General features: G+C 36.0%; 22 protein-coding genes. 11 read left to right on the top strand and 11 right to left on the bottom strand.

All coding sequences use genetic code 11. From position 1 onward, the window contains the following. Nucleotides 1-187: 187 nt before the first annotated feature. The 5 genes from map (at nucleotide 188) to ACFOWA_RS08585 (ending at nucleotide 5,923) form a co-directional block, all read left to right on the top strand. Complete coding sequence (gene map / locus ACFOWA_RS08565; protein ID WP_378984006.1) at nucleotides 188-982, top strand: type I methionyl aminopeptidase; 795 nt, start codon at nucleotides 188-190, stop codon at nucleotides 980-982. A 342-nt stretch (nucleotides 983-1,324) separates the two neighbouring features. Next, nucleotides 1,325-2,413: a glycosyltransferase family 4 protein gene (locus tag ACFOWA_RS08570; protein WP_378984008.1), complete on the top strand. Its 1,089-nt coding sequence runs from the start codon at nucleotides 1,325-1,327 to the stop codon at nucleotides 2,411-2,413. Further along, nucleotides 2,410-3,549, top strand: coding sequence for an acyl-CoA dehydrogenase family protein (locus tag ACFOWA_RS08575; RefSeq protein ID WP_378984010.1), 1,140 nt, complete (start codon nucleotides 2,410-2,412; stop codon nucleotides 3,547-3,549). Before ACFOWA_RS08570 ends, ACFOWA_RS08575 begins: the two co-directional genes overlap by 4 nt. Beyond that, the gene (locus ACFOWA_RS08580; RefSeq protein WP_378984012.1) at nucleotides 3,533-4,864 is read left to right on the top strand and encodes a bifunctional PIG-L family deacetylase/class I SAM-dependent methyltransferase; all 1,332 of its coding nucleotides are present in this window, start codon (nucleotides 3,533-3,535) and stop codon (nucleotides 4,862-4,864) included. Before ACFOWA_RS08575 ends, ACFOWA_RS08580 begins: the two co-directional genes overlap by 17 nt. Before the next feature lie 3 nt (nucleotides 4,865-4,867). After that, the gene (locus ACFOWA_RS08585; RefSeq protein WP_378984015.1) at nucleotides 4,868-5,923 is read left to right on the top strand and encodes a glycosyltransferase; all 1,056 of its coding nucleotides are present in this window, start codon (nucleotides 4,868-4,870) and stop codon (nucleotides 5,921-5,923) included. Here ACFOWA_RS08585 and ACFOWA_RS08590 read toward each other — a convergent pair. Together ACFOWA_RS08590 and ACFOWA_RS08595 are read right to left on the bottom strand one after the other, a co-directional pair. Then, nucleotides 5,920-6,738, bottom strand: a complete 819-nt coding sequence (locus tag ACFOWA_RS08590; RefSeq protein ID WP_378984018.1) for a glycosyltransferase — start codon at nucleotides 6,736-6,738, stop codon at nucleotides 5,920-5,922. The genes ACFOWA_RS08585 and ACFOWA_RS08590 overlap by 4 nt on opposite strands. A 2-nt stretch (nucleotides 6,739-6,740) precedes the next feature. After that, the gene (locus ACFOWA_RS08595) at nucleotides 6,741-7,940 is read right to left on the bottom strand and encodes a glycosyltransferase (RefSeq protein ID WP_378984020.1); all 1,200 of its coding nucleotides are present in this window, start codon (nucleotides 7,938-7,940) and stop codon (nucleotides 6,741-6,743) included. Nucleotides 7,941-8,416: 476 nt separating this feature from the next. Between ACFOWA_RS08595 and glf the strand changes: the two genes are divergently transcribed. The 3 genes from glf to ACFOWA_RS08610 are packed head-to-tail and all read left to right on the top strand — an operon-like array spanning nucleotide 8,417 to nucleotide 11,846. Further along, nucleotides 8,417-9,538: a UDP-galactopyranose mutase gene (gene glf, locus ACFOWA_RS08600; RefSeq protein WP_378984022.1), complete on the top strand. Its 1,122-nt coding sequence runs from the start codon at nucleotides 8,417-8,419 to the stop codon at nucleotides 9,536-9,538. A 14-nt stretch (nucleotides 9,539-9,552) separates the two neighbouring features. Next, a complete protein-coding gene (locus ACFOWA_RS08605; RefSeq protein WP_378984024.1) occupies nucleotides 9,553-10,698 on the top strand; it encodes a glycosyltransferase in 1,146 nt (381 codons plus the stop codon). Beyond that, on the top strand, nucleotides 10,620-11,846 hold the full coding sequence (locus ACFOWA_RS08610) for an amine oxidase (RefSeq protein WP_378984026.1): 1,227 nt from the start codon (nucleotides 10,620-10,622) through the stop codon (nucleotides 11,844-11,846). Before ACFOWA_RS08605 ends, ACFOWA_RS08610 begins: the two co-directional genes overlap by 79 nt. Before the next feature lie 48 nt (nucleotides 11,847-11,894). Here ACFOWA_RS08610 and ACFOWA_RS08615 read toward each other — a convergent pair whose 3' ends face one another. Together ACFOWA_RS08615 and ACFOWA_RS08620 are read right to left on the bottom strand one after the other, a co-directional pair. Next, complete coding sequence (locus ACFOWA_RS08615) at nucleotides 11,895-12,659, bottom strand: DUF72 domain-containing protein (RefSeq protein ID WP_378984028.1); 765 nt, start codon at nucleotides 12,657-12,659, stop codon at nucleotides 11,895-11,897. 14 nt (nucleotides 12,660-12,673) lie between these two features. Beyond that, complete coding sequence (locus tag ACFOWA_RS08620; protein WP_378984030.1) at nucleotides 12,674-13,321, bottom strand: response regulator; 648 nt, start codon at nucleotides 13,319-13,321, stop codon at nucleotides 12,674-12,676. Nucleotides 13,322-13,547: 226 nt separating this feature from the next. Here ACFOWA_RS08620 and ACFOWA_RS08625 point away from each other — a divergent pair, with 226 nt between their 5' ends. Next, a complete protein-coding gene (locus tag ACFOWA_RS08625; protein WP_378984033.1) occupies nucleotides 13,548-14,036 on the top strand; it encodes a DUF4385 domain-containing protein in 489 nt (162 codons plus the stop codon). 170 nt (nucleotides 14,037-14,206) lie between these two features. Here ACFOWA_RS08625 and ACFOWA_RS08630 read toward each other — a convergent pair whose 3' ends face one another. The 4 genes from ACFOWA_RS08630 to ACFOWA_RS08645 form a co-directional block, all read right to left on the bottom strand. After that, the gene (locus ACFOWA_RS08630) at nucleotides 14,207-15,367 is read right to left on the bottom strand and encodes a zinc-dependent alcohol dehydrogenase (protein WP_378984036.1); all 1,161 of its coding nucleotides are present in this window, start codon (nucleotides 15,365-15,367) and stop codon (nucleotides 14,207-14,209) included. 61 nt (nucleotides 15,368-15,428) lie between these two features. Further along, on the bottom strand, nucleotides 15,429-15,608 hold the full coding sequence (locus ACFOWA_RS08635; RefSeq protein WP_378984038.1) for a hypothetical protein: 180 nt from the start codon (nucleotides 15,606-15,608) through the stop codon (nucleotides 15,429-15,431). 281 nt (nucleotides 15,609-15,889) lie between these two features. Next, nucleotides 15,890-17,179, bottom strand: coding sequence for an MFS transporter (locus tag ACFOWA_RS08640; RefSeq protein WP_378984040.1), 1,290 nt, complete (start codon nucleotides 17,177-17,179; stop codon nucleotides 15,890-15,892). Nucleotides 17,180-17,561: 382 nt separating this feature from the next. After that, nucleotides 17,562-18,434 (bottom strand): SDR family oxidoreductase, encoded by an 873-nt coding sequence (locus tag ACFOWA_RS08645; RefSeq protein WP_378984042.1) that lies wholly within the window; start codon nucleotides 18,432-18,434, stop codon nucleotides 17,562-17,564. A gap of 105 nt (nucleotides 18,435-18,539) precedes the next feature. Between ACFOWA_RS08645 and ACFOWA_RS08650 the strand changes: the two genes are divergently transcribed. Continuing rightward, nucleotides 18,540-18,896 (top strand): winged helix-turn-helix transcriptional regulator, encoded by a 357-nt coding sequence (locus ACFOWA_RS08650; RefSeq protein ID WP_378984045.1) that lies wholly within the window; start codon nucleotides 18,540-18,542, stop codon nucleotides 18,894-18,896. Between the two features lie 412 nt (nucleotides 18,897-19,308). Further along, a complete protein-coding gene (locus tag ACFOWA_RS08655) occupies nucleotides 19,309-19,530 on the top strand; it encodes a hypothetical protein (protein ID WP_378984048.1) in 222 nt (73 codons plus the stop codon). A 349-nt stretch (nucleotides 19,531-19,879) separates the two neighbouring features. Here the strand turns inward: ACFOWA_RS08655 and ACFOWA_RS08660 are convergent, their stop codons facing one another. From ACFOWA_RS08660 to ACFOWA_RS08670, 3 genes are read right to left on the bottom strand one after another with little or no spacing between them, the layout of a single operon-like run. After that, nucleotides 19,880-21,370, bottom strand: a complete 1,491-nt coding sequence (locus ACFOWA_RS08660; RefSeq protein WP_378984050.1) for a redoxin domain-containing protein — start codon at nucleotides 21,368-21,370, stop codon at nucleotides 19,880-19,882. A gap of 36 nt (nucleotides 21,371-21,406) precedes the next feature. Continuing rightward, complete coding sequence (locus ACFOWA_RS08665; protein WP_378984052.1) at nucleotides 21,407-22,795, bottom strand: RagB/SusD family nutrient uptake outer membrane protein; 1,389 nt, start codon at nucleotides 22,793-22,795, stop codon at nucleotides 21,407-21,409. Nucleotides 22,796-22,807: 12 nt separating this feature from the next. Beyond that, nucleotides 22,808-26,101, bottom strand: a complete 3,294-nt coding sequence (locus tag ACFOWA_RS08670) for a SusC/RagA family TonB-linked outer membrane protein (RefSeq protein ID WP_378984055.1) — start codon at nucleotides 26,099-26,101, stop codon at nucleotides 22,808-22,810. Nucleotides 26,102-26,201: the final 100 nt, after the last annotated feature.

The following is a 26,201-nucleotide window of genomic DNA, read 5'->3' on the forward strand; positions in this document are numbered from 1 at the left end:
GTATTAACGAATATACAGTTTTTAGCGAAGCATATCCAGTTATAACAAATAAACGTATTATTAACGCTAATAAAAAAATTAATTAAGTTGATGGTTAATATTCGAGCATTTAATATGAAAAAACGGAGGTTGGTTTTAAATGTATTGCCAGAAAATACTTTTAAATATTATTAGTAATTTTGCGCTAATGATTTTTTACAAAACTGATGAACAAGTAGAACTGATGCGAATCAGTGCGTTGTTGGTAAGCGAAACTCTTTCTGAAATCGCTAAAATTTTACGCCCCGGTTTGGCTACCATAGAGATTGATAAATTAGCAAATGAATTTATTTTAGACAATGGTGCTGTACCCTCTTTTTATAACTATAATGGTTTTCCTCATCACATCATTACCTCTGTAAATGATGTTGTTGTGCATGGTTTCCCAAGTAAGGAAACCTTAAAAGATGGTGATATTATTTCTGTTGATGTTGGTGTAATTAAGAATGAATACCATGGCGACCATGCCTACACTTTTGTAATTGGAGACGCTAGCGAAGAAATTTTAAAGTTGGTTAGAACAACTAAAGAATCTCTCTTTGTAGGTATAAACGAAGCTATTGTGGGTAGAAGATTAGGAGATATAGGTTTCGCTATCCAAAATCATAACGAAAAACAAGGTTATGGTGTTGTACGTGATTTTGTAGGTCACGGACTTGGAAAAAGCATGCATGAAGACCCGCAAGTACCTAACTATGGCAAACGTGGTTCGGGATTAATGCTTAAAGAAAACCTTGTTTTGGCAATAGAACCGATGATTAACCTTGGTAAAAAAGAGGTGTACATTGAAAGAGATGGGTGGACGGTTAGAACGAAAGATGGTAAACCTTCCGTTCATTTTGAACATGATGTATGCGTTAAAAAAGGTAAAGCTTTAATTTTATCGGATTACACACCTATTGAATTAGCAGAAAAAAATAATATTAATTTAAAAGCAGTATAAGTAATACACTTTTAAAAGTCGTTATTGAGAAAGTTCCCGGGTCGGTTAATGATTCTTCCTTAGGTTTAGGCTTTATACTAGCAGCTTGTAATGTTTAGAAAGCTGATAAGATTATGCCTCCAAAAATGATGCTAACCTCGCCTATACATCCATACATACGGATTTTCTTGACTTTTTTTTTAATATCGCAAGCGGCTATAGAAGACTTACGAGGTTTCCTCTGCTCTTTGCCTGTTAAACTTCGTAAGTCTAGCAGGTGCGAAATCTAATTTTTTTTCGAATTAAAAAACTTAGCGGTTGTTTTAATTGTCATAGATGGTGTAAACTAAATGCTCATCGTATATGAAGATTGGAATCATCTCCCACTTAAAACATCCTATTGCCGCTCCATTTGCTGGTGGATTAGAGGTTTTTACTCATCAAATCACCAAATTGCTTTGTGAACGTGGTCATGATGTGATTTTATTTGCAAGTTCTAATTCCGATGCCTCACTACCTGTAGAATCCATCTTATCGGATGTTGATTATGATAAACAAACAGGTGTTAGAATCAAAAGAAAAGACCTTCCTTCAGAATATATTGCCGAACATCATGCCTATTTTACTTTGATGACCTCTATTGATGAGTATGAACTTGATGTAATTTTCAATAATTCATTGCATTATGTTCCTATAACGATGGCAAACACAGTTCAAACCCCAGTGCTTACCGTACTGCACACGCCTCCTTTTTACGAATTAGAGCTGGCCATCCGGTCTGAAAGAAAAAATCCGGTAATAGATTATGTTACTGTTTCCAAACAAAGTGCGCAAAACTGGCAAATGCAAATAGAAAATTGCTCGGTAATAGCCAATGGAATTGTTTTAGAAGATTGGATTTCTTATCCGGATAACAACACAGATGTGTATGCCGTTTGGTTTGGAAGAATACACCCTGATAAGGGATTACACCTGGCTATAGAAGCTTGTAAAAAGGCTGGAATAAAACTTAAAGTAGCTGGTGCAATAGCCGACCAACGGTACTACGATAGCAAAGTAGCTCCTTTAATTGATGAAACCATCGAAATTTTAGGCTTATTAAATCACCAGGAATTAAATGAATTAATTGGTAAGGCACAAGTTTGCTTAATTACACCATGTTGGCAAGAACCATTTGGGCTAGTTGTTGCCGAGGCTATGGCATGCGGAACACCAATAGTGGGTTTCAAAATGGGTGCACTTCCAGAACTTATTGATGAGGATTGTGGGGTTTTGGTAGATTTTGCTGATACGGATGCACTTGCACAGGCCATTCAGTCTGCTTCTAATCTCGACAGAAAGCTGGTAGCAAAATCTGCTTCAAGGTTTGATATTCATAAAATGATTGATAAGTACGAGCAAATGCTCGAAAATATAATAAAACAACATCCAGTTAAACAAGCATACCAATGATAGAAACTATAAACGAAACTTTTAATCAAATTAGCTTTCAAAATACGCTTACCGAAATAGAGCAAATGGCAGCTGTTTCAGAGCATCATCCTGAAGGATTGAAAAAAGAATTCGACTTGCTTCGTGAAATTGGTGCGTTAAAAATTGTATTACCTGGCGAACATCTCGATTTTAACAAACCAAATATGCCCGCCTTATTAACGCTTTTAAAAGATGTTGGTAAGGCAAATTTATCAGTTGGTAGAATTTTCGAGGGTCATATTAACACCTTATACCTTATTCATTTGTATGCTAATGAAGAGCAAAAAAATAACTGGTTTGAAGGTGTTAAAGAATACGGCCATTTGTTTGGGGTTTGGAACACACAAGCACAAAATGGAATAGAATTTAAGCTGGTTAATGATAAATTAATTATAAGTGGAAATAAAACATTTTGCTCTGGCGTTGGCTTAGTTAACCGAGCATTAATTACTGGAAATATAAATTATGGTGAAAGAGTTGGCTGGCAAATGTCAATCGTTGATATGGCTAAAATTACCGATGATAAAATAAATAAAGAAACCTGGAAACCCTTAGGAATGAAGGCTTCAGGAAGTTATACGGTTGATTTTTCTGGTTATGAATTAACTGACGATGAACTGCTTTATAAACCTGGCATTTACCTGAAACAGCCTTATTTTAGTGGTGGTGCAATTCGCTTTGCTGCCGTACATTTAGGTGGTGCAGAAGCCGTTGCTCACAATACTATAAAATATTTAAAAGAGTTAAACCGAACCGAAGATCCGATTCAAAGAATGCGAATTGCTAATATTATGTCTCAACTCGTGGCTGGGCAATTGTGGCTCGAAAAGGCGGGAGAGAATTATGATAAATGGCTTGAAAATAAAGAATTTGAACAGAATCTTATCGCTTTTGCAAATATGACACGCACAACCATAGAAGATATATGCCTTCGTATTATGGATGAAAGCAATAAATGCGTTGGTGCAAGAGGATTGATGGCTCCGTATACTTTAGAACGCATATTTAGAGATTTAACATTTTACCTGCGCCAACCAGCGCCTGATGCAACCCGATTAAACATTGCCGTTTTTTTTATCAATAAAAACAATGTTTCTTATGGTACAAATATTTAATCAAGAGGCTTTCAAAAATTCGGCAACAGCTATTCAGATTGATGATTTGAAAACTGTTAAACGATGCATGATTTTAGTACCTCATCCTGATGATGAATCTTTAGCTTGTGCCGGCTTAATTTGTTTGCTAAAGGAAAGTGGTACTCAATTTAAAATAATTTTAACTACCGATGGTAGTCGATCTCATCCGAATTCTTTAACATATCCATCAGAAAAACTTGCTGCATTGCGTAAGTTGGAGTTAGAGCAGGTACTTCAGGTGCTTGATTTAAATCCTAATGTATTAGCCTGTTACAATAGTGCGGATTCTGCAATGCCTGCAAAAGGTGAAACCGGTTTTAATGAACTTGCTTCAAAATTGACTAATGACATTACTTCTTTTCAACCAGATTTGGTGCTGGTTCCTTACGAGTTAGACCCACATCGAGACCACCGAGCAACATGGCAACTTTTGATGGCCGCTTTGGAAAAAGGCAACACGCAGCGACCAAAAATATGGGAATACCCAATTTGGTTGTATGAAAATGCGGCAGAAAGTGACATTCCTAAACTTAGTGAACAGGAGTTAAAGTTAATTGATGTAACTAAATACATCGAAATTAAGCGAAATTGTATTGCTGCTCATGCATCTCAAACTACCAACTTAATTGATGATGACCCTACCGGATTTATGCTCAGCGAAGAAATGATGTCTAACTTTACCAACGGCAGGGAATATTTTATGGAGCGTAAGAAAATAAATCCTTCTTCAACATTAACAGAAGATTATTTTGATACGCTTTACAGCGGCAACGGCGACCCATGGAATTTTGAAAAAAGTGAATATGAGCAGAAAAAGTATCGTAACTCAATAGCTTCAATACCTAGTAAAACTTATAATAATGCATTAGAAATAGGTTGTTCCATTGGTGTTTTTACAGCTATGCTTCTGCAATATTGCAACAATTTATTGGCTATGGATATTAGTTCTACCGCACTTGCAAAGGCAAAAGAACGCTTAGCAAATAATCCGAAAGTAGAATTTCTTTTAGGTTCGATTCCAAGTGATTTTCCTAATAAAATGTTCGATCTAATTGTTATGAGTGAGGTTGGATATTATCTCGCAAAAGATGATTTACTAACCACGAGAACTTTAATCCTAAATCAGCTAAATGTAGATGGCATTTTATTATTGGTACATTGGACACATTTTGTTGTAGATTATCCAATTTCTGGCGATGATGTACATGAATGTTTTAAAGAATTACCATTGAAACATTTAAATCATTTTAGAAATGAAGACTACAGAATTGATGTATTTCAAAAGCAATCCTAATAGATGAGTTTTACGATCGCATTTTATATTCATCACCATGGTTCTGGTCATCTGATGCGTACTCTGCAAATAGTTAAGGCGCTAAAAAATCATCAGGTAATATTGATGGGCAGTGGATTAAAAGCTTTAACTGAATTACCTTCAAATATAAAAGTCGCTCATTTACCCCTGGATATTGCTGATGAAAATGAAAACACATCTGTTGGGAATATAAAATCAATGGCATTTCATTATGCACCAATCGGCATTAAAGGTATTCGCAATCGGGTAGCCTTAATGACTGAAGTTTTTCAAAAAAATTATCCGCTAATTTTGGTTATAGATGTTTCTGTAGAAGTTGCATTATTAGCTCGGTTGGCAGGCATCCCGACTATAATAATGCGGCAACATGGTAATCGTACTGATTTACCGCATCAACTCGCTTATGATAGTGCAGAATTACTTATTGCTCCGTTCTCCAATGAAATGTACGTGGGCGAAAAAGATAATGCATATAAAAAAACAGTTTTTACTGGCGGTTTTTCCAGATTCGATTCTGTAGAAAATAATGTAAATATTAATCAAAATACCGTTTGCATATTGGTTGGAAATGGCGGTACTTCCATAACAGAAATGTTTATTAAAAGCATCGCCTTATCTTGCAATAAATTTCATTTCAAAGTACTAGGTTTAGAACAAAACAAGAGTAATCGTTTAGCTAATCTAGAATTTTTAGGGCAAGTAGTTAATCCTGCTGAAACAATAAAAGAAGCAAATATCATTATTGGCAATACCGGACACAACACGGTTATGGAAGCTGCAAGTTTAAATAAACGTTTTGTAGGAATACCAGAAAACCGACCATTTGATGAGCAAATAGAAAAAGCCAAATCAATTCAAAACCGAGCAGGAATTAAAATTGTATCGCCCAATGAATTGCTAAAAACAGATTGGTTGTTGCTACTTGAAAATATTAAAGGTGAGCAAGTAGATTGGAAAGGTGTAATTGCACCAAAAGCTGTAGAAATACTGGCTGAAACAATCGTAAAAACAGGCGAAAAACTCTTTAAAATTAATTAATCTTTTAACGCTGCTTCAACCTCAGCACCACTCGGATAACGTAAAATTTCAATGTGATCTGCGTTTTTAGAAATCAAACCCATATCTATAAATTGTTTTAGCCAGCCTTCCATTGGCCAAATATTCCACTTCATAAAAAACCTTTCTGCATTTAAAACGATATCTTTAAAATGGTTAAGCGGCGGTGAATAACTCGGGTGGTATTGATGATATGCGCAAGCGTCAACCATTTTTAATTTAACGTGTTTCCGCCTTGCTGCAAAACTAAAATCCGTGTCTTCTGCACCATAACCTTGAAAGTTTTCATCAAAACCACCAATACAATCATAATCAATTTTATGGCAAGCAAAATTTAGCGACCAAAATAGTTCGTAAGGTATTTCGTATAAATCACTTCTAATGGGATCTGGTTTACTTAGCAATTCTAATTTAGCTAAAAACTCATCTTGTTCTGTAGCGCCATTATTTAAATAGCGAACCGTCCCAACCAATAATTTTTGTGATTCAAAACTTTTGGCGTAAGTAGAAATTAATGTTTTTGACGGAATGCAATCAACATCCAGAAAAATAAGCAAATTATTTTGGGCTGCTTTTGCGGCTTTGTTCCTTGCGGCGGCAAGCGGAATTTTATTTTCATGAAATATTTGAAAGCACCTCACCAAAAAAGGCATTTCTGGTAAATCGCATATTGGCTCGTTCATAAAAACGATCACCAATTCATCAGGCAGTTGTGTGCTGGTTTTTAATCCTGAAAGAAAGTTTTTAAGCGCCTCTTTCCTACCATAAACTAAGGTTAGTACAGAAATTTTATCCATAACTACCCAGCCAAAGCACCTGCATCTAAAACTAACTCCGTACTCAACACTTTGATATTTAATTCGCTTCTCTGATTAAAATACAAACGCATTTCAGAGATTACCAGATTAATTGGTTCGAATTTTAATATGTCTTTATCCTCTCCGTGAAGCAACTGCTCTATTTTTTCCCAAAGAGATTCGAAATATATGCTGGTATTAAAAATATTAATTAAGGTTGCAACTTCAAAGCCCGACCAATCAGCAACTTGCGTTAAAGTTAGTGCATTGGTTTGTTTTGACTCAGCATTCCATATTTTCCTCAGTTTATTTTTAAATTCAAACTTGAAAATTAAAGTATCCAACGATTCTACCAATTGCTCTTCACTTCTTAAGCTCATTTCCGACCAATGTTTAAGCTGAACCGAAAATCCAAATTTTACTCTTCCATCAAGTCTGCCAGAAGTATAAATACGAACATGTGGCGAGTGACGAATCTTTGCATCGACCCTATTTAAGGCTTTCCTAAATTCTTCGTCTTCTAAAAAAGGGATAATCGGCAAGCGCCCGGCACGCTCATACATTTCGCAAGTTACTGCTAAACTTGGTCCATAACATTGAAAATGGCGGGGCCATGGATTTGAATCGGATGGATCAATCAACGATTCTAAACGGCTTTTCAAAAATCGATAGGTAACATCTCTTAAATGATGTTTTCTGCTAATCTTAGGAGTATCTCGCGGTAAAATTCTGCCACCAACAACATCAGCACCAGTTGCTATTTCCTTCAAAATATGGTAAATCCAATCTGGTGCAACTTCACTATCAGCATCAGTAGAAACAATAATCCCTTTTAAACCGGTTACACTTGTCAATCTGCGGTAAGCAGCATCCATCAGTAATCTTCTGGCTGTGCCAATGTGTGCATGTTTTTGTTCAAACTGGATGCACTCTACATGCAAATGAAAGGTTCTGTAGCGCTGCTGATATTTCTTACAAATTTCATAAGTATCATCATTACAATTATTGGCCAACACTAAAACTTCATACAAACCAGAATCAATAGCTATGCCCAAATCGTTAAGCTGAATGCGAAGTGCATCGAGTGTTTTAACGATAAAGTCAGATTCATCTTTAGCCGGAACAATCACAGATAGTTTTAGTGAAGGATGTACTTTTCCTCGGAATAAAAATTTGGCTTCTTTAGGTAAACTTTGATTCATATAAGTTGATTAAACCGTTGCTTTGATAAGTTCTAAAGGATGAATGTTTCTCTTGATGCATGTATGTTAGTTGCAGTAGAGATCACAGTTATGTTTTTAATGTTTGCGTTTTTATACTGAACTACTATTTCACAACATCAAATTTCAATCATTTGTTTAGTTTATTTCATTCCCGCTCTGCTATAATCAATAACCACAATATCATTCCTTTATTTACAGGATTAACATCTTAAAACGATATAACTACTTGCCAATAAAAGCGGAATACCTGAATGTTTTAATCTGGTAAACAAAGGCGAAAAAAACGAGTTCTATAAACACCGTTTCCACAACTAACAGGCTGATTTCTGAACCATTCTTATTGATAATTTTCATTAAGAATAGTGGGAGAAAAATAGAAATCAACTCGTGAGATTTCAATAAAATTTCTCAATCGCACAGAAACAAAATGTTTATAAAGTACAGGCTTAACAAATATGATAGAAAAGAAAAAATATGATTATTTAATAGTTGGAAGCGGACTGTATGGAAGTGTATTTGCCCATGAAGCGATAAAAAGAGGTAAAAAATGTTTAATTATTGATAAGAGAAATCATGTTGGTGGAAATGTTTATTGCGAAAAAATTGAGGATATAAACGTACATAAATATGGTGCACATATTTTTCATACCAACGATAAAGATATCTGGGATTATGTAAATTCTTTCGTAGAATTTAATCGATATACGAATAGTCCGCTGGCGAATTACAAAGGGCAACTTTATAATCTGCCTTTTAACATGAATACGTTTTACCAGCTCTGGGGTGTAAAAACGCCAAATGAAGCTCGTGAAATTATTAAATCACAGATAGACCAAGCCTTGATAACTGTGCCTTCCAATTTGCAAGAGCAAGCACTTTCTTTGGTTGGTAAAGACATTTACGAAAAACTAATCAAAGGTTACACCGAAAAACAATGGGGCAGACCAGCCAATGAGTTACCAGCGTTTATAATAAAGCGGTTGCCTGTTCGCTTCACTTATGATAACAATTATTTTAATGATAAATATCAAGGCATACCAATTGGTGGTTACAACAAACTTATCGATGGCCTTTTAGGCGATTGCGAAGTTAAAACCGGGGCAGATTTTTTTGAAAACAGAGCTGATTGGACAGCAATGGCCGAGCATGTAATATTTACAGGAAATATCGATCAGTTTTATGGTTATCAATTTGGCAGGTTAGAATACAGAAGCTTACGATTTGAACACGAAATAGTTAACGAAGAAAACCACCAGGGCAATGCCGTAGTTAATTATACCGAACGTAATATTCCCTACACCAGAATTATAGAACACAAGCATTTCGAATTTGGTACACAGCCCAAAACTGTTGTAACAAAAGAATTTCCTGAAGATTGGACACCAGAAAAGGAAGCTTACTATCCCATTAACGACAAGCATAATAATGCGTTATTCGAAAAATATAAATCATTAAGCAAAAAAGAGAAAAATGTAATTTTTGGCGGCCGACTGGCTACTTATCAATACTATGATATGCATCAAATAATTGGCTCAGCCTTAAAAGCAACTGCTACACATTTTAATTCTACAAACTAATACATCAAACTAAAATGAATATACAAAAACCTATTTTACCTAAAAATTTACTTTGTTTCTCTCACCTACGTTGGGATTTTGTTTTTCAGCGCCCTCAACATTTAATGAGCCGGTTTGCCAGAGAAATGAACGTATTTATACTTGAGGAACCAATTTTCGAAGATCATGTATCCGATCATTTATCATTTGATAACCGTAATCATCAACTTACCATAATTACTCCCCGTTTGCAACATGGTAAAAATCAGGATGAGGAAAAACTAGTTATGCGTAAACTGTTAAGCGAATTTTTAGGTGATGCGGACATGGCAGATTGGATTTTTTGGTACTACACACCTATGGCGCTTCAATTTTCTGATCAGCATGCCGCAGCATTAACCATATTCGATTGCATGGATGAACTTTCTGCATTTGATTTTGCACCGAAAGAATTGGTGTTAATGGAAAAAGCTTTGCTTAAAACGGCCGATGTTGTTTTTACAGGCGGCTATTCTTTACATGAGGCAAAAAAAGAGCATCATAACAATATACATGTTTTTCCAAGCAGTATCGATAAAGAGCATTTTAGCAAGGCTCGCAAGGTTGAAACAGAACCTGCAGACCAGGCTCAAATTAACGGAGTTAAACTTGGTTTTATTGGTGTTATTGATGAAAGATTTGATGCAGAGTTAATTAGAGCTGTTGCCGAAAAACGCCCAGATTGGCAAATCGTATTGTTAGGTCCTGTAGTTAAAGTATCTTTTGATAGTTTACCAGCGGGTGAAAATTTGCATTACTTAGGTCAGAAGAACTACCAGGACCTGCCTGCTTACCTTTCTGGATGGGATGTTGCACTAATTCCATTCGCAATTAACAATTCTACAAGATTTATTAGCCCAACAAAAACGCCTGAATACCTTGCAGCGGGTTTAAGGGTTGTTTCTACTCCCATTCGCGATGTGGTTAAACCGTATGGAATTGAAAAATTGGTAAGTATTGCATCCAATGCTGATGAATTTATAGAGGCTATTGAATATTCACTTGCAGCAAAAAATGAAGTAACCTGGAAGAAAAACGTTGATGCATTTTTGGAAGATAAATCGTGGGAAAATACTTACGAGGAAATGAAAAAGAAAATACTTTGGACATTATTCGAAACCGACAAATTACTTGCCAGTTAATGGTAGATGAATATCCATTTAAAACCTTTTGGATGGCTGGTTTTGAATGTTCAGATCAGCTAAACCATTATGGCAATCGTGTTGATTTATTAACGGAAACCGGTCACATAACAAACATCCATAACGATTACAAACTGATTAATGGTATCGGAATAAATACCGTTAGAGAAGGCATTCGTTGGAGCCATGTAGAAGTTAAACCATACCAATATGATTTTTCTACGGTAGCAAAAATGATCGACGCAGCAAGGATTGGCAATATTCAACAAATCTGGGATATTTGCCACTTTGGCTATCCGGATGATTTATCTCCATTGCATCCACATTTTGCTGATCGTTTTGTTGGAGTTTGTATAGCCTTTACAAATTTTTACAAAGAATATTGCCCCGGCGAAAGCATGATTGTGACGCCGATAAATGAAGTAGGTTTTATTTCGTGGCTGGGCGGCGACCATGCAAGTACAACACCTTACGCCAGAGGTATGGGTTGGGATGTAAAATATGCCTTAGTTCGAGCTTATATTCTGGCTATCAGAGCGATTAAAGGTATTAATCCAGAGGCTAAAATCATGAGTACAGAACCCATTGTGAATATTGTACCTTCATTAGATGCAACAATGGAGATGATTTTACAAGCTGAAGAAGCACATTTTGTTCAATATCAGGCAACTGATATGCTAACCGGATTGATGTGTCCTGAATTAGGCGGCTCGAAAGATTTGATTGATTTTATGGGTTTTAATTTCTATTACAACAACCAATGGGTAGCAAGTGATTTTTCACAATTGCCTTGGGCAAATTTAGAACCAGATCCAAGGTGGAGAGGACTTTCATCATTGTTTCTCGAAGCTTATCATCGCTATGGATTACCCATTGTACTTGCAGAAACCAGCCATCCTGGTGAGCATCGTCCGAATTGGTTAGAATTGATTACCAAAGAATGTATTAAAGCACTAAAACTTGGTGTACCACTTAAAGGCATTTGTTTATACCCCATTATCGATCGCCCGGATTGGGATCACCTGCATTACTGGCATCATTCGGGTTTGTGGGATGCCGATGCAGAAAATCCATTTTCGAGAAAGCTTTATTTACCCTATGCAGAAGAAATTATTAAATCGATGCAGGTTTTAAATTTTAAACCATAATGTAAAGCGTATTTTTTAACGAATTTATATCTTCAATAAAAACACTTTCTATTCCATACCTTCTTTAACCATGCTTTGCAACATGTTTAAATTACCATGTGCATCGCCCATGGTATTATTAAAGTATGTAAAAACAGTTTTGCCTTCTTCCATCCAATCTTTAATATAGCTGGCATATTCTGCAAGTAATGCATCCGAATAACTGCCTTTGTAATTTCCGCCCGGCCCGTGAAACCGCAAATAAACAAAAGGAGATTCATCTAAATGCATCGGGCTCGAAGCATTGCCTTTATCATGAATAACAGAAGCCAGATTATACTCGGTAAGTAATTCAGTTATTTCTTCGGTGTAAAGAGATGTATGCCTAAATTCTAAAGCAATTTTCCACTGATTTGATGGATCACAATCTCGTAATGATGCCATTAGATTTTGTAATTGAGTAAAATGAGAGATGCGAACACTTGGTGGAAACTGAACTAAAACGCAAGCTTTTTTATGCCCTACATTCGCAATTACATCGAAAAATTTAGAAAGTTCGGCAGCATCGAAGTTTAAACCAGGTTGATGTGTTATGCCTTTGAAAAGTTTAAATGTAAATTTAAAATCATCGGGAACCTCTGTAAACCATTTTTTTAGGGTTGCTGCTTGCGGAATTTTATAAAAAGAACTATTTATTTCGATGCTGTTTAACAAAGAACTATAATAGCATAACCTCGAACGATCTTGAAATTCTGTTGGATAATGAGTTTTATTCGGAACAGGCAAAAGTAAGCCGCTTATTCCCGAATAGTATTGCGAAACTGAAATATCCATAGTTAGGAATTTTTTTATTCGATAATTCCGTTTACGTAAGCATATCGCATTAATACAGCTGTATTTTTAGAGCCCGTTTTATCAATTAAACTTTGTCTATGTCCTTCTACTGTACGTTTGCTAATAAAAAGTTTATCGGCCATTTCCATATTGGTAAGGCCTTGACCAATAAGTTGTAAAATCTCTATTTCTCGTGATGAAAAATCAGTATTATCTACTTTTGAACCAGATGCCAATTCTCTATCAATTACCTGATCTACAATTGGTATTACTAAACTAGCACAAATATAACGCTCGCCCATTATTAACCTGTTAACGGCAAAGAAAAGTTCTTCAGCATCAACTGCCTTAGTTAAAAAACCTTTCGCTCCAACTTTTATGGTTTGATATAAACTGGTATAGTTTTCCATCATCGACATAATAAGAACCGGCACTTTAGGATGCGATTGATTGAGTTGCCCAATCATAGTTACGCCATCCATTTCAGGCATGCCAATATCGGAAATAATCAGGTCAGGAATCAAACCTCTATCCAATGCATCGATAACCTCCTGTCCGTTACTAGCTTCGAATAGAACTTGGTACTGGTTAGTGGATTCCAGTAACATTTTGACGCCGTTTCTAATTACTTTGTGATCTTCGGCCAATATGATTTGCTTCATTTGTTTTTTGTTGCTGACCTTGTCTTCCTTAACATAAAAGTTGAATAAAGATCAGCTACATTACTAACACCAGATATTCCAGATGGTTTTAAATTTCGCATAATCCTGTTAATAGTTATTAATTTATTGCTTAACAAATTTTGAATTAATGTGTTGTTGCGGTTCATCAAATTTCACTAAGTAATTATTGGGAAAAACTTTACCGTAGCAATATCGTTATCCATTTATGCCATCAAACCAAAAGCCATCTTACCTTAATTTTGAGATTGACGTTTATCCGTGGAAACCAGATATCGATTACAGAGCACACCCCGAAAAGTATAGAGTTGGTAAAGGTGAACAGGGTGTATTAATTTGCGAGCCATATAAATCGGAGATTGGACAATTTTGGCGATTTAAAACTCCTGAAATTGCCACAGAAAGTAGTAGGAAAATTTCCGAAATGTTTACCAAATATGTAGAAGCTGATGATTTCGTTGGTGCGGATATGGCAAGAAAATATCTTCAGATGGGCTACACCCGAGCCAGAAGATATGCAAATTATAAAGGTGGAAAGAAGTATGATAAAGAGCATGATTATAAAGCATTAGAACGAGGAACAGGCTCAGAAGAAAAGGCAAAATCTGCCGAGATTTTTTACCAGGCCTATAAAAACGCCGAAGCTAATTCAACTTACGCCAACATGAAAAGAGAATGGAGAAAACTTATTGGCTAAAAATTTAAGTAATGAATTAAAGTTTTATAAAAATTGAGGATTGTTTCGTACCTATCTATAACGACTGCCTTACCGTCATACCGAGGAACGAAGCAATCTCTATTGCAATTAGTAATACTTTAAAACAAACTTAGGCTGCCGTAAACACTTACGACAGCCTAAATTCAAACTTAAAAAGGTTTCAAAACCACTTTAACACAATCTTCTTGCTTCTCATCAAATATTTTATAACCATGAGCTGCATCTTCTAAAGGTAGCGTATGGGTAATAATATCATCCAAAACAACTTTTCCTTCGTCAACCAAACCGATAAGTTTATCGATATAATTCACAACAGGCGCTTGCCCTTGTTTAATGGTTATGCCCTTATCAAACATCCTAAATAGCGGAAAATTATCATATGGAGAACCGTAAACACCAACAATCGAAACGGTACCCATTCTTCTAACAGATTCGAAACACATTTCTAATACCTTCATAGAACCCTTTTCGAAGTTGAATGTGGCTTTAACTTTATCCATTAAACTACGCTCAGGTTCGAAACCTACTGCATCAACACAAACATCGGCACCACGGCCACCAGTTATTTCTCTTATTGCCTCAACAACATCAACTTTATGTGGATTTAATGTTTCTACATTGTTTGCCATTCGGGCCTTTTCTAAACGATAATCTAACGGATCGATTGCAATAACCCTTGCTGCTCCATTAATCCATGCTGCCTTTTGCGCCATTAAACCAACCGGACCAGAACCAAAAATAGCTACCGTTTCGCCACCTTTTAATTGTGCCCAATCTATGGCAGACCAACCTGTAGGGAAAATATCTGTAAGAAAAAGCGCCTGGTCGTCGCTAAGGTGTTCGGGTACAACCCTCGGACTAACATCTGCGTACGGAACACGTACATATTGAGCCTGACCCCCAGAATAACCGCCATATAAATCGGTATAACCGAAAAGCGCCCCACCTTTTTGGTCGGCCACATTACCTGCCGGGCCATAATTTTTGTAGTTAGATTCTTCGCAAGCTGGAGATGCTTCATGAGTACAAAAGAAGCATTTTCCGCATGAAATTGGGAAAGGAACAACTACCCTATCTCCAACTTTAAGGTTTGTAATTGCCGAACCAACTTCTTCTACAATGCCCATAAATTCATGACCCATAACCATTGGGTCTTTCTGAGACACTGCGCCACTTAAAATGTGCAAATCGCTACCACAAATTGCTGTCGAAGTAACTTTTAAAATGATATCTCTTGGATCTAAAATTTCCGGATCCGGAACGGTATCAACGCGGATATCGCCAGGTTTGTGAAATACTGCTGCTTTCATGTAGGTAGATTTTAATCAGGCTTTCGCCCATTCAATTTATTATGTATTATTATTTTATAGCTTAACTATCAGCATCGCTGCCTGGAGGTGTATCGGTTTTTTTTGGGTCAACCTCCTCAACCTGAGGTTTTGCGAAATCTCCGTTTTCATCATAAGCTTTATCGGCATCACTACCTTCAATTTCCTCGGTAGGTATTACACCAACTTTACCTTTCTCTTCTTCTTTCTTGCTGTTTTCCATTTTATTTATCCCTATCTATTTCCTTTTTTACTAAAGGCATTTATTAGTCCAACATAATTTTTTACACATTGTTCCTAAAATCTCCTATTAGTTTTTATGTAGGTTTTATAACGGTAAGGTTTAATAAATTTTGCTTTGAAGAATGCTATTAATATAAACTATAATAATTTAGCAGTAAATATCTTGCAGTAAATCAATAACTTATAGAATTATGGATTATCATGGAGTAAATGCATAGCATCATCGAATCGTAAAGAATAAAGTGGATAGACTTTATCAACCTAGATATCAGAAGGCGAATTATTAGCCTGTTTTTGCCGATAAAAAAGGATTACCGACAGAATGGTAAGCCCGCAAGCTACCCCAATTTGAGATGCAGAGGCAAAGGTCATTGCCCAACCAGAAAAGTAAGAACCCAATACATCACAAAAGTTTACCATAGCCATATAAGCTGTAAATTGCGAGCCTTCTATCCGCTTTCTGCAAAGCAGCATTAATACAGGCATTGCAGCAACACTAAACATTGGATCGGCAAAATTAAATAGCAATAAACCGGTTATGCTGATGGATTTGATATACCAAAAACTCCCTAAAAGTGAAAAAGTGATTAGAAATAAAGCAATAACTATCATCACCTTCCGCTGGAGTTTTGCTGCCCCAATTTTATCGGCAATATATCCTCCTGATAAGGTAACTGTAAGTGTGGCTATGGTTCCCCAACCGCCTTGTAAAACCGATACCGCATTATTTGCCCAATGCAAATTATGAATTAAATGATAGGAAAAACCTCTGATGAATATACTCAAACAGGTATATACCAATGCAATTTGTAAAAAGGTTTTAATGCTGGTTTTCTCTGTTACGGCCTTATACAATTGGGTAAATAACCATTTTAATTTTGGGTTATCATTTTGATTAGCTTCATTACAAATAGGTTTTGGTTTAAAAACAGGAAGGTAATTATCTGTAGAATCGAGTTTAATAATGAATGTTAATACCGTAAAGAACAGCAAAAGTGCCGATTGAGTAGCCGCTGCATAAAAGAACCCGTAGTGATTTAAAATGGTAGATAAACCTGCAGAACCTGCCGCAATACCCAACAAATATCCACCTCTCATAAATGCATTAACACGTCCTCTTTCTTCCTCGGGCACTATAGAAATGGAAATGGCATCTACACTTGCATCCTGAACACTGGCAAAGTTGCTGTGGATAAAAAACAGTAATGATAAAAGTGAAATTTGCTTTACCGGATCGCTTACCATAAGCAATCCCAATGAAGCAATAAATGCCAGGATTTGAGTTAGCACAACCCAATGTTTTCGATGACCGATTACAGAGAATTGATACCTATCTATTATTGGTCCCCAGATAAACTGCAGCACCCATGGCAAACCCACAATAGCGATAAATGAACCAACCGAATAAGACGATAGACCCTTTGCAGCAAGAAAATTTGCCACAGCCGTAAGTGCAAAACCCGAAGGGATGCCCTGCATGATATACAAATAGAAGAAACTAAAATACCTTAAGGTTTTACTTTCTTTTAATACGGGAAGGTTGCTTAACAATTTAGGATGATGAAATTAGTTTCCAATTCTAAAAATGAATATAAAATCAACAGTAATTGTAGCAGATTGTTCAGCGGTTTTTGAAATTATTTTAGATAAATTAAAATTCTTTGTGCATAGAGATAGGGATGTCTATATATCCCAAAACCGGAGCGAAGCATAAAGTATGTTTTATCATTTACCTTAAAGTGAATTTCATGAAATGTTTTGGTTAGAAGGCGCAGAACATACTAGAAGTTGAATGCGAAACAATTCTTAAGGTGTGAAGAACAAATTTTTCGCCTTTTTACCTCAATCGCATTTAAACTAGGTCAAGTTTATATGGCCTTTATATAGCTAACTTTCAAAATTGTTCGCTATATAAAGAGCATATACAAAAATGTTATTTAGTGCCGTAAACTTCTTTTAGAAACGCTTTAGCAGTCAATGGTTTTCTACCTAAAAGATTTTCTAAATCTGTTTTCTCAGATGAAAATTCTCCTTGCTTAATGGTCTCGGCAAAACTTGCAAACATACCAACATATTGAGCAGGAACCCCCGCTTTTGTTAATGTTTCTACGTAAACATCTTGTGGTGGACTTACATAATTAATATCTCTATCAACGATTTCACTTAAATTTTGAGCTATTTCTTGTAATGATATATTTTCGGTATTGCTCAATGAATATTCTTTGTTTTCGTGTCCTTCACTTGCTAATACATTAGCAGTAGCTTCAGTCATATCATCACGCAAAGCAAATGCAGATTTTGTATCCCCGGCAGGAAACAAGATTCCAGTATCCAAAACTTGTTCGCCAAAAAACATCGGTAACACATCCAGATAGAGATTGTTTCTAAAAATGGTGTAAGTCAATCCGCTTTCTTTAATTAATTTTTCTGTTTCGAGATGCGATTTCGCAAGAAAATAAATCGGTGAAGTTTCGCTTTCATTTTTTCGCTCGAAACTGGTGTATAAAATATGTTTCACACCCGCTTCTTTTGCAGCTTTCACTACATTTTTATGCTGTTCTGTACGATTAACAAGGTCGGTGCCCGATACCAATAATAACTTATCTACTCCCTTAAATGCTTCTACCAATCCGGCATAATTGTCGTAATCGCCAACTTTTAAGCTAATCCCCTTCGCTTTCAAATCTTCCGCCTTTGCTGCATCTCTAACTAAAGCCGAAATAATACTTGCCGATATACCTTTGTTCAATAAAGCGTTAATGGTTGACTTACCATAATTTCCTGTTGCTCCTGTTACTAAAATCATAATTTCTAATTTTTAAAGATTGTGAAGCGAAGATATAGTATCTTTACTTCTTAAAGTATAGTGATATACTTAAGTATAGCGACAGCTTTTTATAATTAAGGAAACATGGAAAGTATTAAAACCTTCAAATCTTGTCCAGGTCAGTATGTAATACACATCAATGACACCATGAATGTTATTAGTGGAAAATGGCGTTTGGCAATTATAGCCTCCGTTCTTTTTGGCAAAAAGCGCTTTACCGAAATACAGCGCAATATTCCAAAAATAACACCAAGAATGTTAAGCAAAGAGCTAAAGGAATTGGAACTGAATGGAATGCTTGTTCGAAATGTTTACGACACTATACCTGTAACCGTTGAATACGAATTATCTAATTCAGGAAAATCGATTACAGATGTTATGGATAAGATGATCGAATGGGGAATAGAACATAGATTGTCTGTGCTCAAAAAATCAACATAAAATAAATATGACATCAACTACCCATAGCCTCAAAGTAATAAAGACTTTAAGAAATTACTTACTTTATTATAAACTACAATTTCTCAAAAAATCATCGCTTTCATCGAGGACGGTGCAATAACCTTCTGGCGGGATTATTTCGAATCGGCCACAGCGGCGCAGTAACAGGAGCATCTTTTACATTTACACACATAGCAAACTACTAATGTGTCAGCTTATGGAATTTGTATTGATGAACAGAATAATTTGCTATTAAGTCAAAATAATATTCAATTTGCTTTTCCCTTAGTCTCCATCCGTAGATGAAGCGTAGTTGAAGCGTAGATGATCCGCTGTTAAGGGCTTAACTCGGTAAATCAAAATTATAAAGCTATGGCACCTCCCAACTCGTTGCGGTTTAACCAAACAACACATGAAAAGAGTATGTATTTATCCGAAGGATGTTAGCATCTTAACTGGAAAAAGTTTAGCGCAAGCACAAAGGGTGCTTAGAAATTTAAGATTTGTACTCAATAAGCGTAAAGATCAATACATTACATTTGATGAATACGCCAATTTTTGTGGCATTGATGTAGAATTGATTCAGAAAATTTGTTTAATGCTGTCTTTGGCTTGTACTTTAGCCGTCAGTTAAGAAACAAAACCCGCCCCACGTCCCCGGGTTTTGTTATGATTATCCTAAATCGTTTGATACCACAAAGAGACATTTTTAACCTTCGATTATTAATTTTTCTTCATCTGATTAATAACTTGCTTTTCTTTAGTTTACGAAAGCCTGAATTCATTTCAGGGTCTTTTTTTGGAGGTAAGATGCTGAAATAAATTCAGCAAGACGTGGCTACAAGCAATATGGCGATAAAACAGCAGAATATTAAATTTAAGAAACGAATTCAGGTTAAAAGAAAAAACGAGATGCTTTTGCTAGTTCATTTTATCCAGCAAAAGCACCTCGCTTTCAATAAAATATTTATCAGAAAATCCGGTTAAGATTTTGCTTTAGCCATGTCAATCATCATGGTCAATTCATCAACGGCGGCTTCATTACTCCCATCAAAACCGGTAAGTTTAAACCTTACATCTCCGTTGCCATCTATTACAAATTTGGCCGGAATACCAGAAACATTATAGCTGCTAACAACTTTATTCTTTTTAGTTTGAGCATCTTTAATATCCATTAAAACTTCGAAATTATACTTTGCGCCAGCAATAAATGCCTTCGCATCTTCCGTAGGATTTGCCACATTTTCCCAAGTATGGATAAATAAGAACTTAACATTAGCATCGTCTTTAAATTTATTTACTGCCATCTGCATCGCCGGGAAAGAAGCTTTACATGGCCCACACCAGGTTGCCCAAAAATCTAAAATCACAATTTTGCCTTTATAATCTGCCAAAGCAACTTGCTTACCATCTAAATCAGTTAAAGTGAAGCCAGCAGCTGGTTCTTTTACCATGTCTTTAGTTAATTTTTTACTCAAGGCTTCAAGGTAACTTTTTCTAATAGCCGCAGCGTAAGCATCAAAACCTACATCACTTCCCTTAACTTTTATGTACAGCTTTTTAAAATCTTCTGCCATTTTAGGGTTAGCTTTTCCGGCTTTCACAACTTCCTCCAATTTATCGTAAGCTTCTTGATTTCTATTCAAACCCATTAAAATTTGAGCATAGCGATAGTTTAACTGCGGATTTAAAGTTGTAGTTTTTTGATAAGCCATCTCCGAATATTTTAATGCTTCGGTAAATTTTTTCCTTTCGAATAAAATATTAGCATACGTACTGGTTAAACCCGGATAACCTGATGCAGAAAACTTAGCATAGTTCTCATTTCCCTTTTTTCCATCGAGATATGAAAATGCATTATCCATTGCCATTTTAGCATACATTTCTGCATTTTCCAAGTCGCCATTTTTATAAAAAGCTGTTGCTAAACCCGAGTATGCGTTACCTTTCCAAAAATCAACCTCAAGCATTTTGGCATAAGCATTGGCTTTTGCAACGTTTTTCTCTGCCGCGAATTTGTTTGCTATCATAGAGCGCACATAATCATAATCCAAACGGTCTGGCACTTCTTTGTTTTCATAATTTTCTGGCGGAAACTTTTTAATCCAAGCTTTGTAAGCAGCTTCTGCCTCTGCAGCAGTTTTCATTTCATAAAAACCCTTTGATGCTTCTCCCCTAGCTTGAGTACCTAAAGGAAAACGGGCTGGTAATTCTTTGTACAGCTTTTCAGATTGCTTTGCATCGCCAATTTTATAATAATAATTGGCTGCCGTCATAACCTGCTTTTCTGTTTTAGCAGTAGATAAAGCTGCTAATTTGCTCCTCAAAATTTGTTTATCAGCCGAATCTTTAGACAAAACCAATTTATCTAAATATTTAATTGTGGTATCAGCAACTGGTTTATTTTGGGCATTTGCTACATTACATATTGCAATAAGCAATAAGAATGTACAAGTTGATTTAATTAATTTCATATTATGTTTTTTATTGGTTTTAATAGCCTTAAGAATTTAATTATATCCCGGATTTTGGGTTAAAGTATTGTTTAAAACGATTTGTGCTAAAGGAATTGGATACAACTGCGCAGTTGTTTTATAGGTAGATTTTAGTGGACCTAAAACAGCATCGGCAGTACCTGTACGCTTCAAATCGAACCATCGGTTAGCAAATTCTCCGAATAACTCTAATTTTCTTTCTTTGGCAATTGCAGTAAGCAATGTTGATTGGGTTGAAGCAGATGTATTTGCCAATCCTGCCCTTGTTCTAATCACGTTTAAATCACTTTGTGAGCCTGCTACATTTGCTTGTTGCGCTCGGGCTTCTGCTCGTATCAAATACAATTCTCCAAGGCGAAAAAGTACAGTATATTCATTACCTAATGTTGCAGCCGTTGCCGTTTGAACTTTATACTTATTAATTCTATAATATTTTACCGCATTAAATGTTGTAGAATCTATCCAACTGGTTTTACGGCTATCATTTAACTCAAAATCCTTAGTAAAATTATTAAACAATACATATTGTGGTGGCGCTACATTATTCGCCGAGCTAGTTGTACGGTACAATGTAAAACCAGAAGCACCAAATTGTGTAGATAATTGTAAAATGGTTTCAGGACTTGTATTTACAAATGCATTCGCTACTGTTGCCATGCTGTAGGTACCAGAACCAATTACTTTAGTTGCTTCTGCCTCTGCATTTACATAATCTTTATTATACAAATAAACCTTTGCCAATAAAGCGGTAGCTGCCCATTTATTTGCCCTCACTTTTAACGTGGCTGTACCAACATAATTGGTGGGCAATAAATTTTGAGCATCTTTTAAATCAGCTAGAATTTGCGCATAAGTTTCAGCGACAGATGCTCTTGGCTTAAAAGCATTATTTAATTCGATAACATCCGAACTAATTGGCACACCACCAAAATAATTAACCATATTGAAATACATTAAAGCCCTAAAAAATTTAGCTTCGCCTGTTAGTTGATTTTTGGCATTTGCTGATACACCCGTAGATTTATTCACACCATCTATAATCAGATTACATTCTCTAATCACCTGATAAGGATAATCCCATAAATAAGATGATGAATATGAGTTGTTCGATGGAATTACATTCTGAGAAAACTGAATCAAATCAGAAGTGGAGGTTGTATTTTGCAACTCATCTGCCGAAAGGCCACCAAGCCAGGTAACATACTGAAGCGAATTGACCGTGGGAAAGTAAGAATATAATGCAAGTGTAGCACTTGTTGCTGAAGCATCTGTAGCAAAAGCATTTTCCCGTGAAATTAGGTTTGTTGCCAAATCGGCTTCTACAAATTTCTTACAAGAAGCAAAGGAAAAAGCAACAAATGCAAGCAACATAATCCTTTTAAAAAACATATAATTAATTTTCATGATTTTGATAAATTAAAATGAACAGTTTAAACCAAAAACAATTGTACGCACTTGTGGCGCTGCGATATACTGACCTGTGCCTAATGCCGAACCAGTGCCCGGAACGGTAGACTCAGGATCGTAAGTATATTTTTGCTTCGCCCAGGTGTACAGGTTTTGCCCCTGAACATATACTGTTAAATTGGATAAGTTAAGTTTACTGATAACCGATTTTGGCAAGGCATAATTTAAGCTTACGGTTTTTAATTTCAGGTAAGATGCATCGCCCCAGTTCACATCTGATGAAGAAAGATTGCCATATGATGGATCATTAACTGTTGATGCCGCGGGGAAAAGTGCCGTATCGCCTACTGCTCCCCATCTATCAAGCAATGCTGTACTTAAATTACTGTAGTTTATACCTGCCGGACTAGAGCTAAGTGTAGAATTTAAAATTCCGTAACGATGATTATACTGAAACATAAAATCGAGTGATAAACCTTTATAGCTTATGCTATTGTTAACCCCACCAAAATATGGATGTCCATAGTAGCCGATATACCTGTCGCCCGCGAAGCTAATTATACCATCACCATTCAAATCTTTATAAGTTGGTAATCCTGTAGCGGGATTTACACCTGTGTAATTGTAAAATCTTCTAATATCAGTTGGTTCACCTACAACATAAGTACTTGCATAAAAAGTGTTAGCTAGGTTATCAAACTCCAAAAGCTTATTTCTCATTATGGTTAGGTTGATATTGGTTGTCCATCTGAAATCACCACTGGCAATATTTACAGTATTTAATTCAAATTCAAAACCCTTATTCTGCACCGTGGCATCTAAATTAGCGGTATAACCCGTACTTCCCGTTTGCGAGGCAATTGTAATGGTGTTTAACAAATCCGAAACGCGGTTGCGGAAATAATCAGCTTTTAAGAATATCCTATCGCTAAAAAAGCCCAATTCTAATGCTATATCTAATTTTTTATTGGTTTCCCATTTTAAATCAGGGTTTTCAATATTTGATGGTATAATTACTGTAGAACCATCGTAATTAGAGCCAGAACCTGCAGTTGCATATAATCCAAGGTATTGATAATTAGGAATTTGGTCGTTACCGGTAACGCCGTAACTTGCTCTTAACTTACCAAAACTTAGAAACGATAAGTCTTTCATAAAATCTTCCTGCGTGAATATCCATGAAGCTCCAACAGCACCAAAATTTCCAAACTTATTATTGTCGCCAAAACGTGATGAACCATCTCTTCTAAAAGTTCCATCTATAATGTATTTGCCTTTCCAATTGTAATTTAAGCGACCAAAAAATGCATTGTACTTATACATACTGTTTGCATTTGCAGAAGTTGTAACAGCCGATGCACCTGTTAAAGAATACAGTAATCCTTCGTTATTATATCCGGTACCTAATAATGAAATACCTGTTGCATTGGTTTTTTGAAAGGTTGTTCCAAGCAAAGCTTCTAAATTTCCTTCACCAAGTTTTACGTTATAAACGGCTTGTGGTTCGATAATATAATTGTCGTTGTTATTATCTGCGTATCGCAATGTACTTATCTGTGAAGTTGCAGGGTTTTGCGAACTTGCAGGGTTGATTTGCTGCTGTTTTAACCGCGTTGTGGTATATCCTAAATTTGCTCTAAGCGTTAAATTTTCCAAAACTTTGTAGGAAAGATTTAGGTTAGAAAACAAATTGGTAGTTTGTGCATCAGTCCGCTTTGGGTCGTAAGATAACGGACTGGTTGATGTCCAATTTACCGTTCCGTTTGCATTATAAAGCGGATAATTTGGAGCCAAGGCATAAATGCTACTTAAATCGGTATTGGGCAATAGATTTTTCATGTAGGCATAATTTACCGATGCATCGATGCTAAATCTGCCATCTAAACTTTTATGCCCTGCATTTAACCTGCTAGAGAATGTTGTTGCGCCAAAATCGCTTCCGTAAATGGTTCCTTGTTTTCGATACGTAGATGAAAATAGAAATGAATTCTGTGCGTTTCCACCCGAAACCGAACCTGTTAAATTGGTTGTATGTGCGGTATGACCAATAAAATATTTCTGCCAATCTGTGTATGCATTTTGGTCCCAGCTTACCAAATCTAATGCATTTGCAGTAGTAGGTGTAACGCCCGACCTCGCAAAAGCTGCTCTCCGGGTTGCCAAATATTCTTGCGTATTCATCATTGGTATATAATTAGCCACATCAGATATACCAGTGTTTAAATTAAAGTTATAGCTTGTTTTGCCTTTGCTACCCTTTTTGGTGGTAATTAATACCACACCATTCGAACCGCGTGAACCATAAATTGCAGTTGCATCTGCATCTTTTAAAATGTCAATGCGTTCTATATCTTCAGGGGCTATTACACTAAAAGGACTTATTGCTCCATTCGCAGCTGAAATTCCATTGGCATTCAGGTTATCAGCAGCAGGTTGTGTACCGTTAAAAAGCGTAAAAGGAACACCATCAATTACATATAATGGAATAAATCCAGCGCCAGAGAGACCTGTGTAAGCTCCACGAATATTCATTCTAACACCTGCTCCGGGCAAACCATTATCTTGAGTAATTTGAACACCCGAAATCCTCCCTTGCAAAGCTAACAATGGGTTTTCGATGGTTTGCTTGCCAATTTCTGCAGCCGTAATAGAACTTACAGCGCCTGTATTATTTCGTTTTGTGGTAGTTCCGTAGCCAATTACCTGAACCTGGTCTAACGAGGAAGCTGAAATGTTAAGTTTGATATCTAACAAGCTTGCTACTCCACTTTGCAAAATGCCCTGTGTTATTCTCAGTTCCTTAGTTTCGTATCCAATGTAAGAGATTACTAAAACATCATTGGCTTCTAAATCGAGTACAAAACTACCGGTTGAGCCGCTTATAGCATATTTTTTGGTTCCTTTTACCGTTACACTAGCACCAACCAAGGGATTGTTATTTTCGTCAACCACTCTTCCGTTAAATCGAGAAGCGGTAAATACTGATGTAATTTTATCTAAAAAGCTAGGCTCTTCTTTTTTAATCAGGATGGTATTTTGTTCTATAGTATAAGTAAGTGATTTATCTTTTAATATACTATTTAAAACCTGCTCAAGCGGTGCAGCTTTAAAGTTTACCGTAATTTTGGCATCATCATTTAAAATGCTTGTTGCGTATAATATTCTATAATGAGTTTGTTGTTCAATTGCTTTAAATAGATTATCAACCGTAACATTTCTACCAGAAAAAGTTAGTTTCTGAGCGAAACTGCTGGCACTAGCATGTATGATAATGGTCATCATAATCATAACGGTGAGTTTCATAATTAACAAGATTTTTTTGGGCAGGCACGAGGAATGCCTTCCTTGATGAAAAGGATTAAAATTCATATTTTTGTTTGTTTGGGTTAATGCGTAAATGGAC

Origin of the sequence: Pedobacter lithocola (assembly GCF_042650845.1) — a bacterium.
Classification (GTDB): domain Bacteria; phylum Bacteroidota; class Bacteroidia; order Sphingobacteriales; family Sphingobacteriaceae; genus Pedobacter; species Pedobacter lithocola.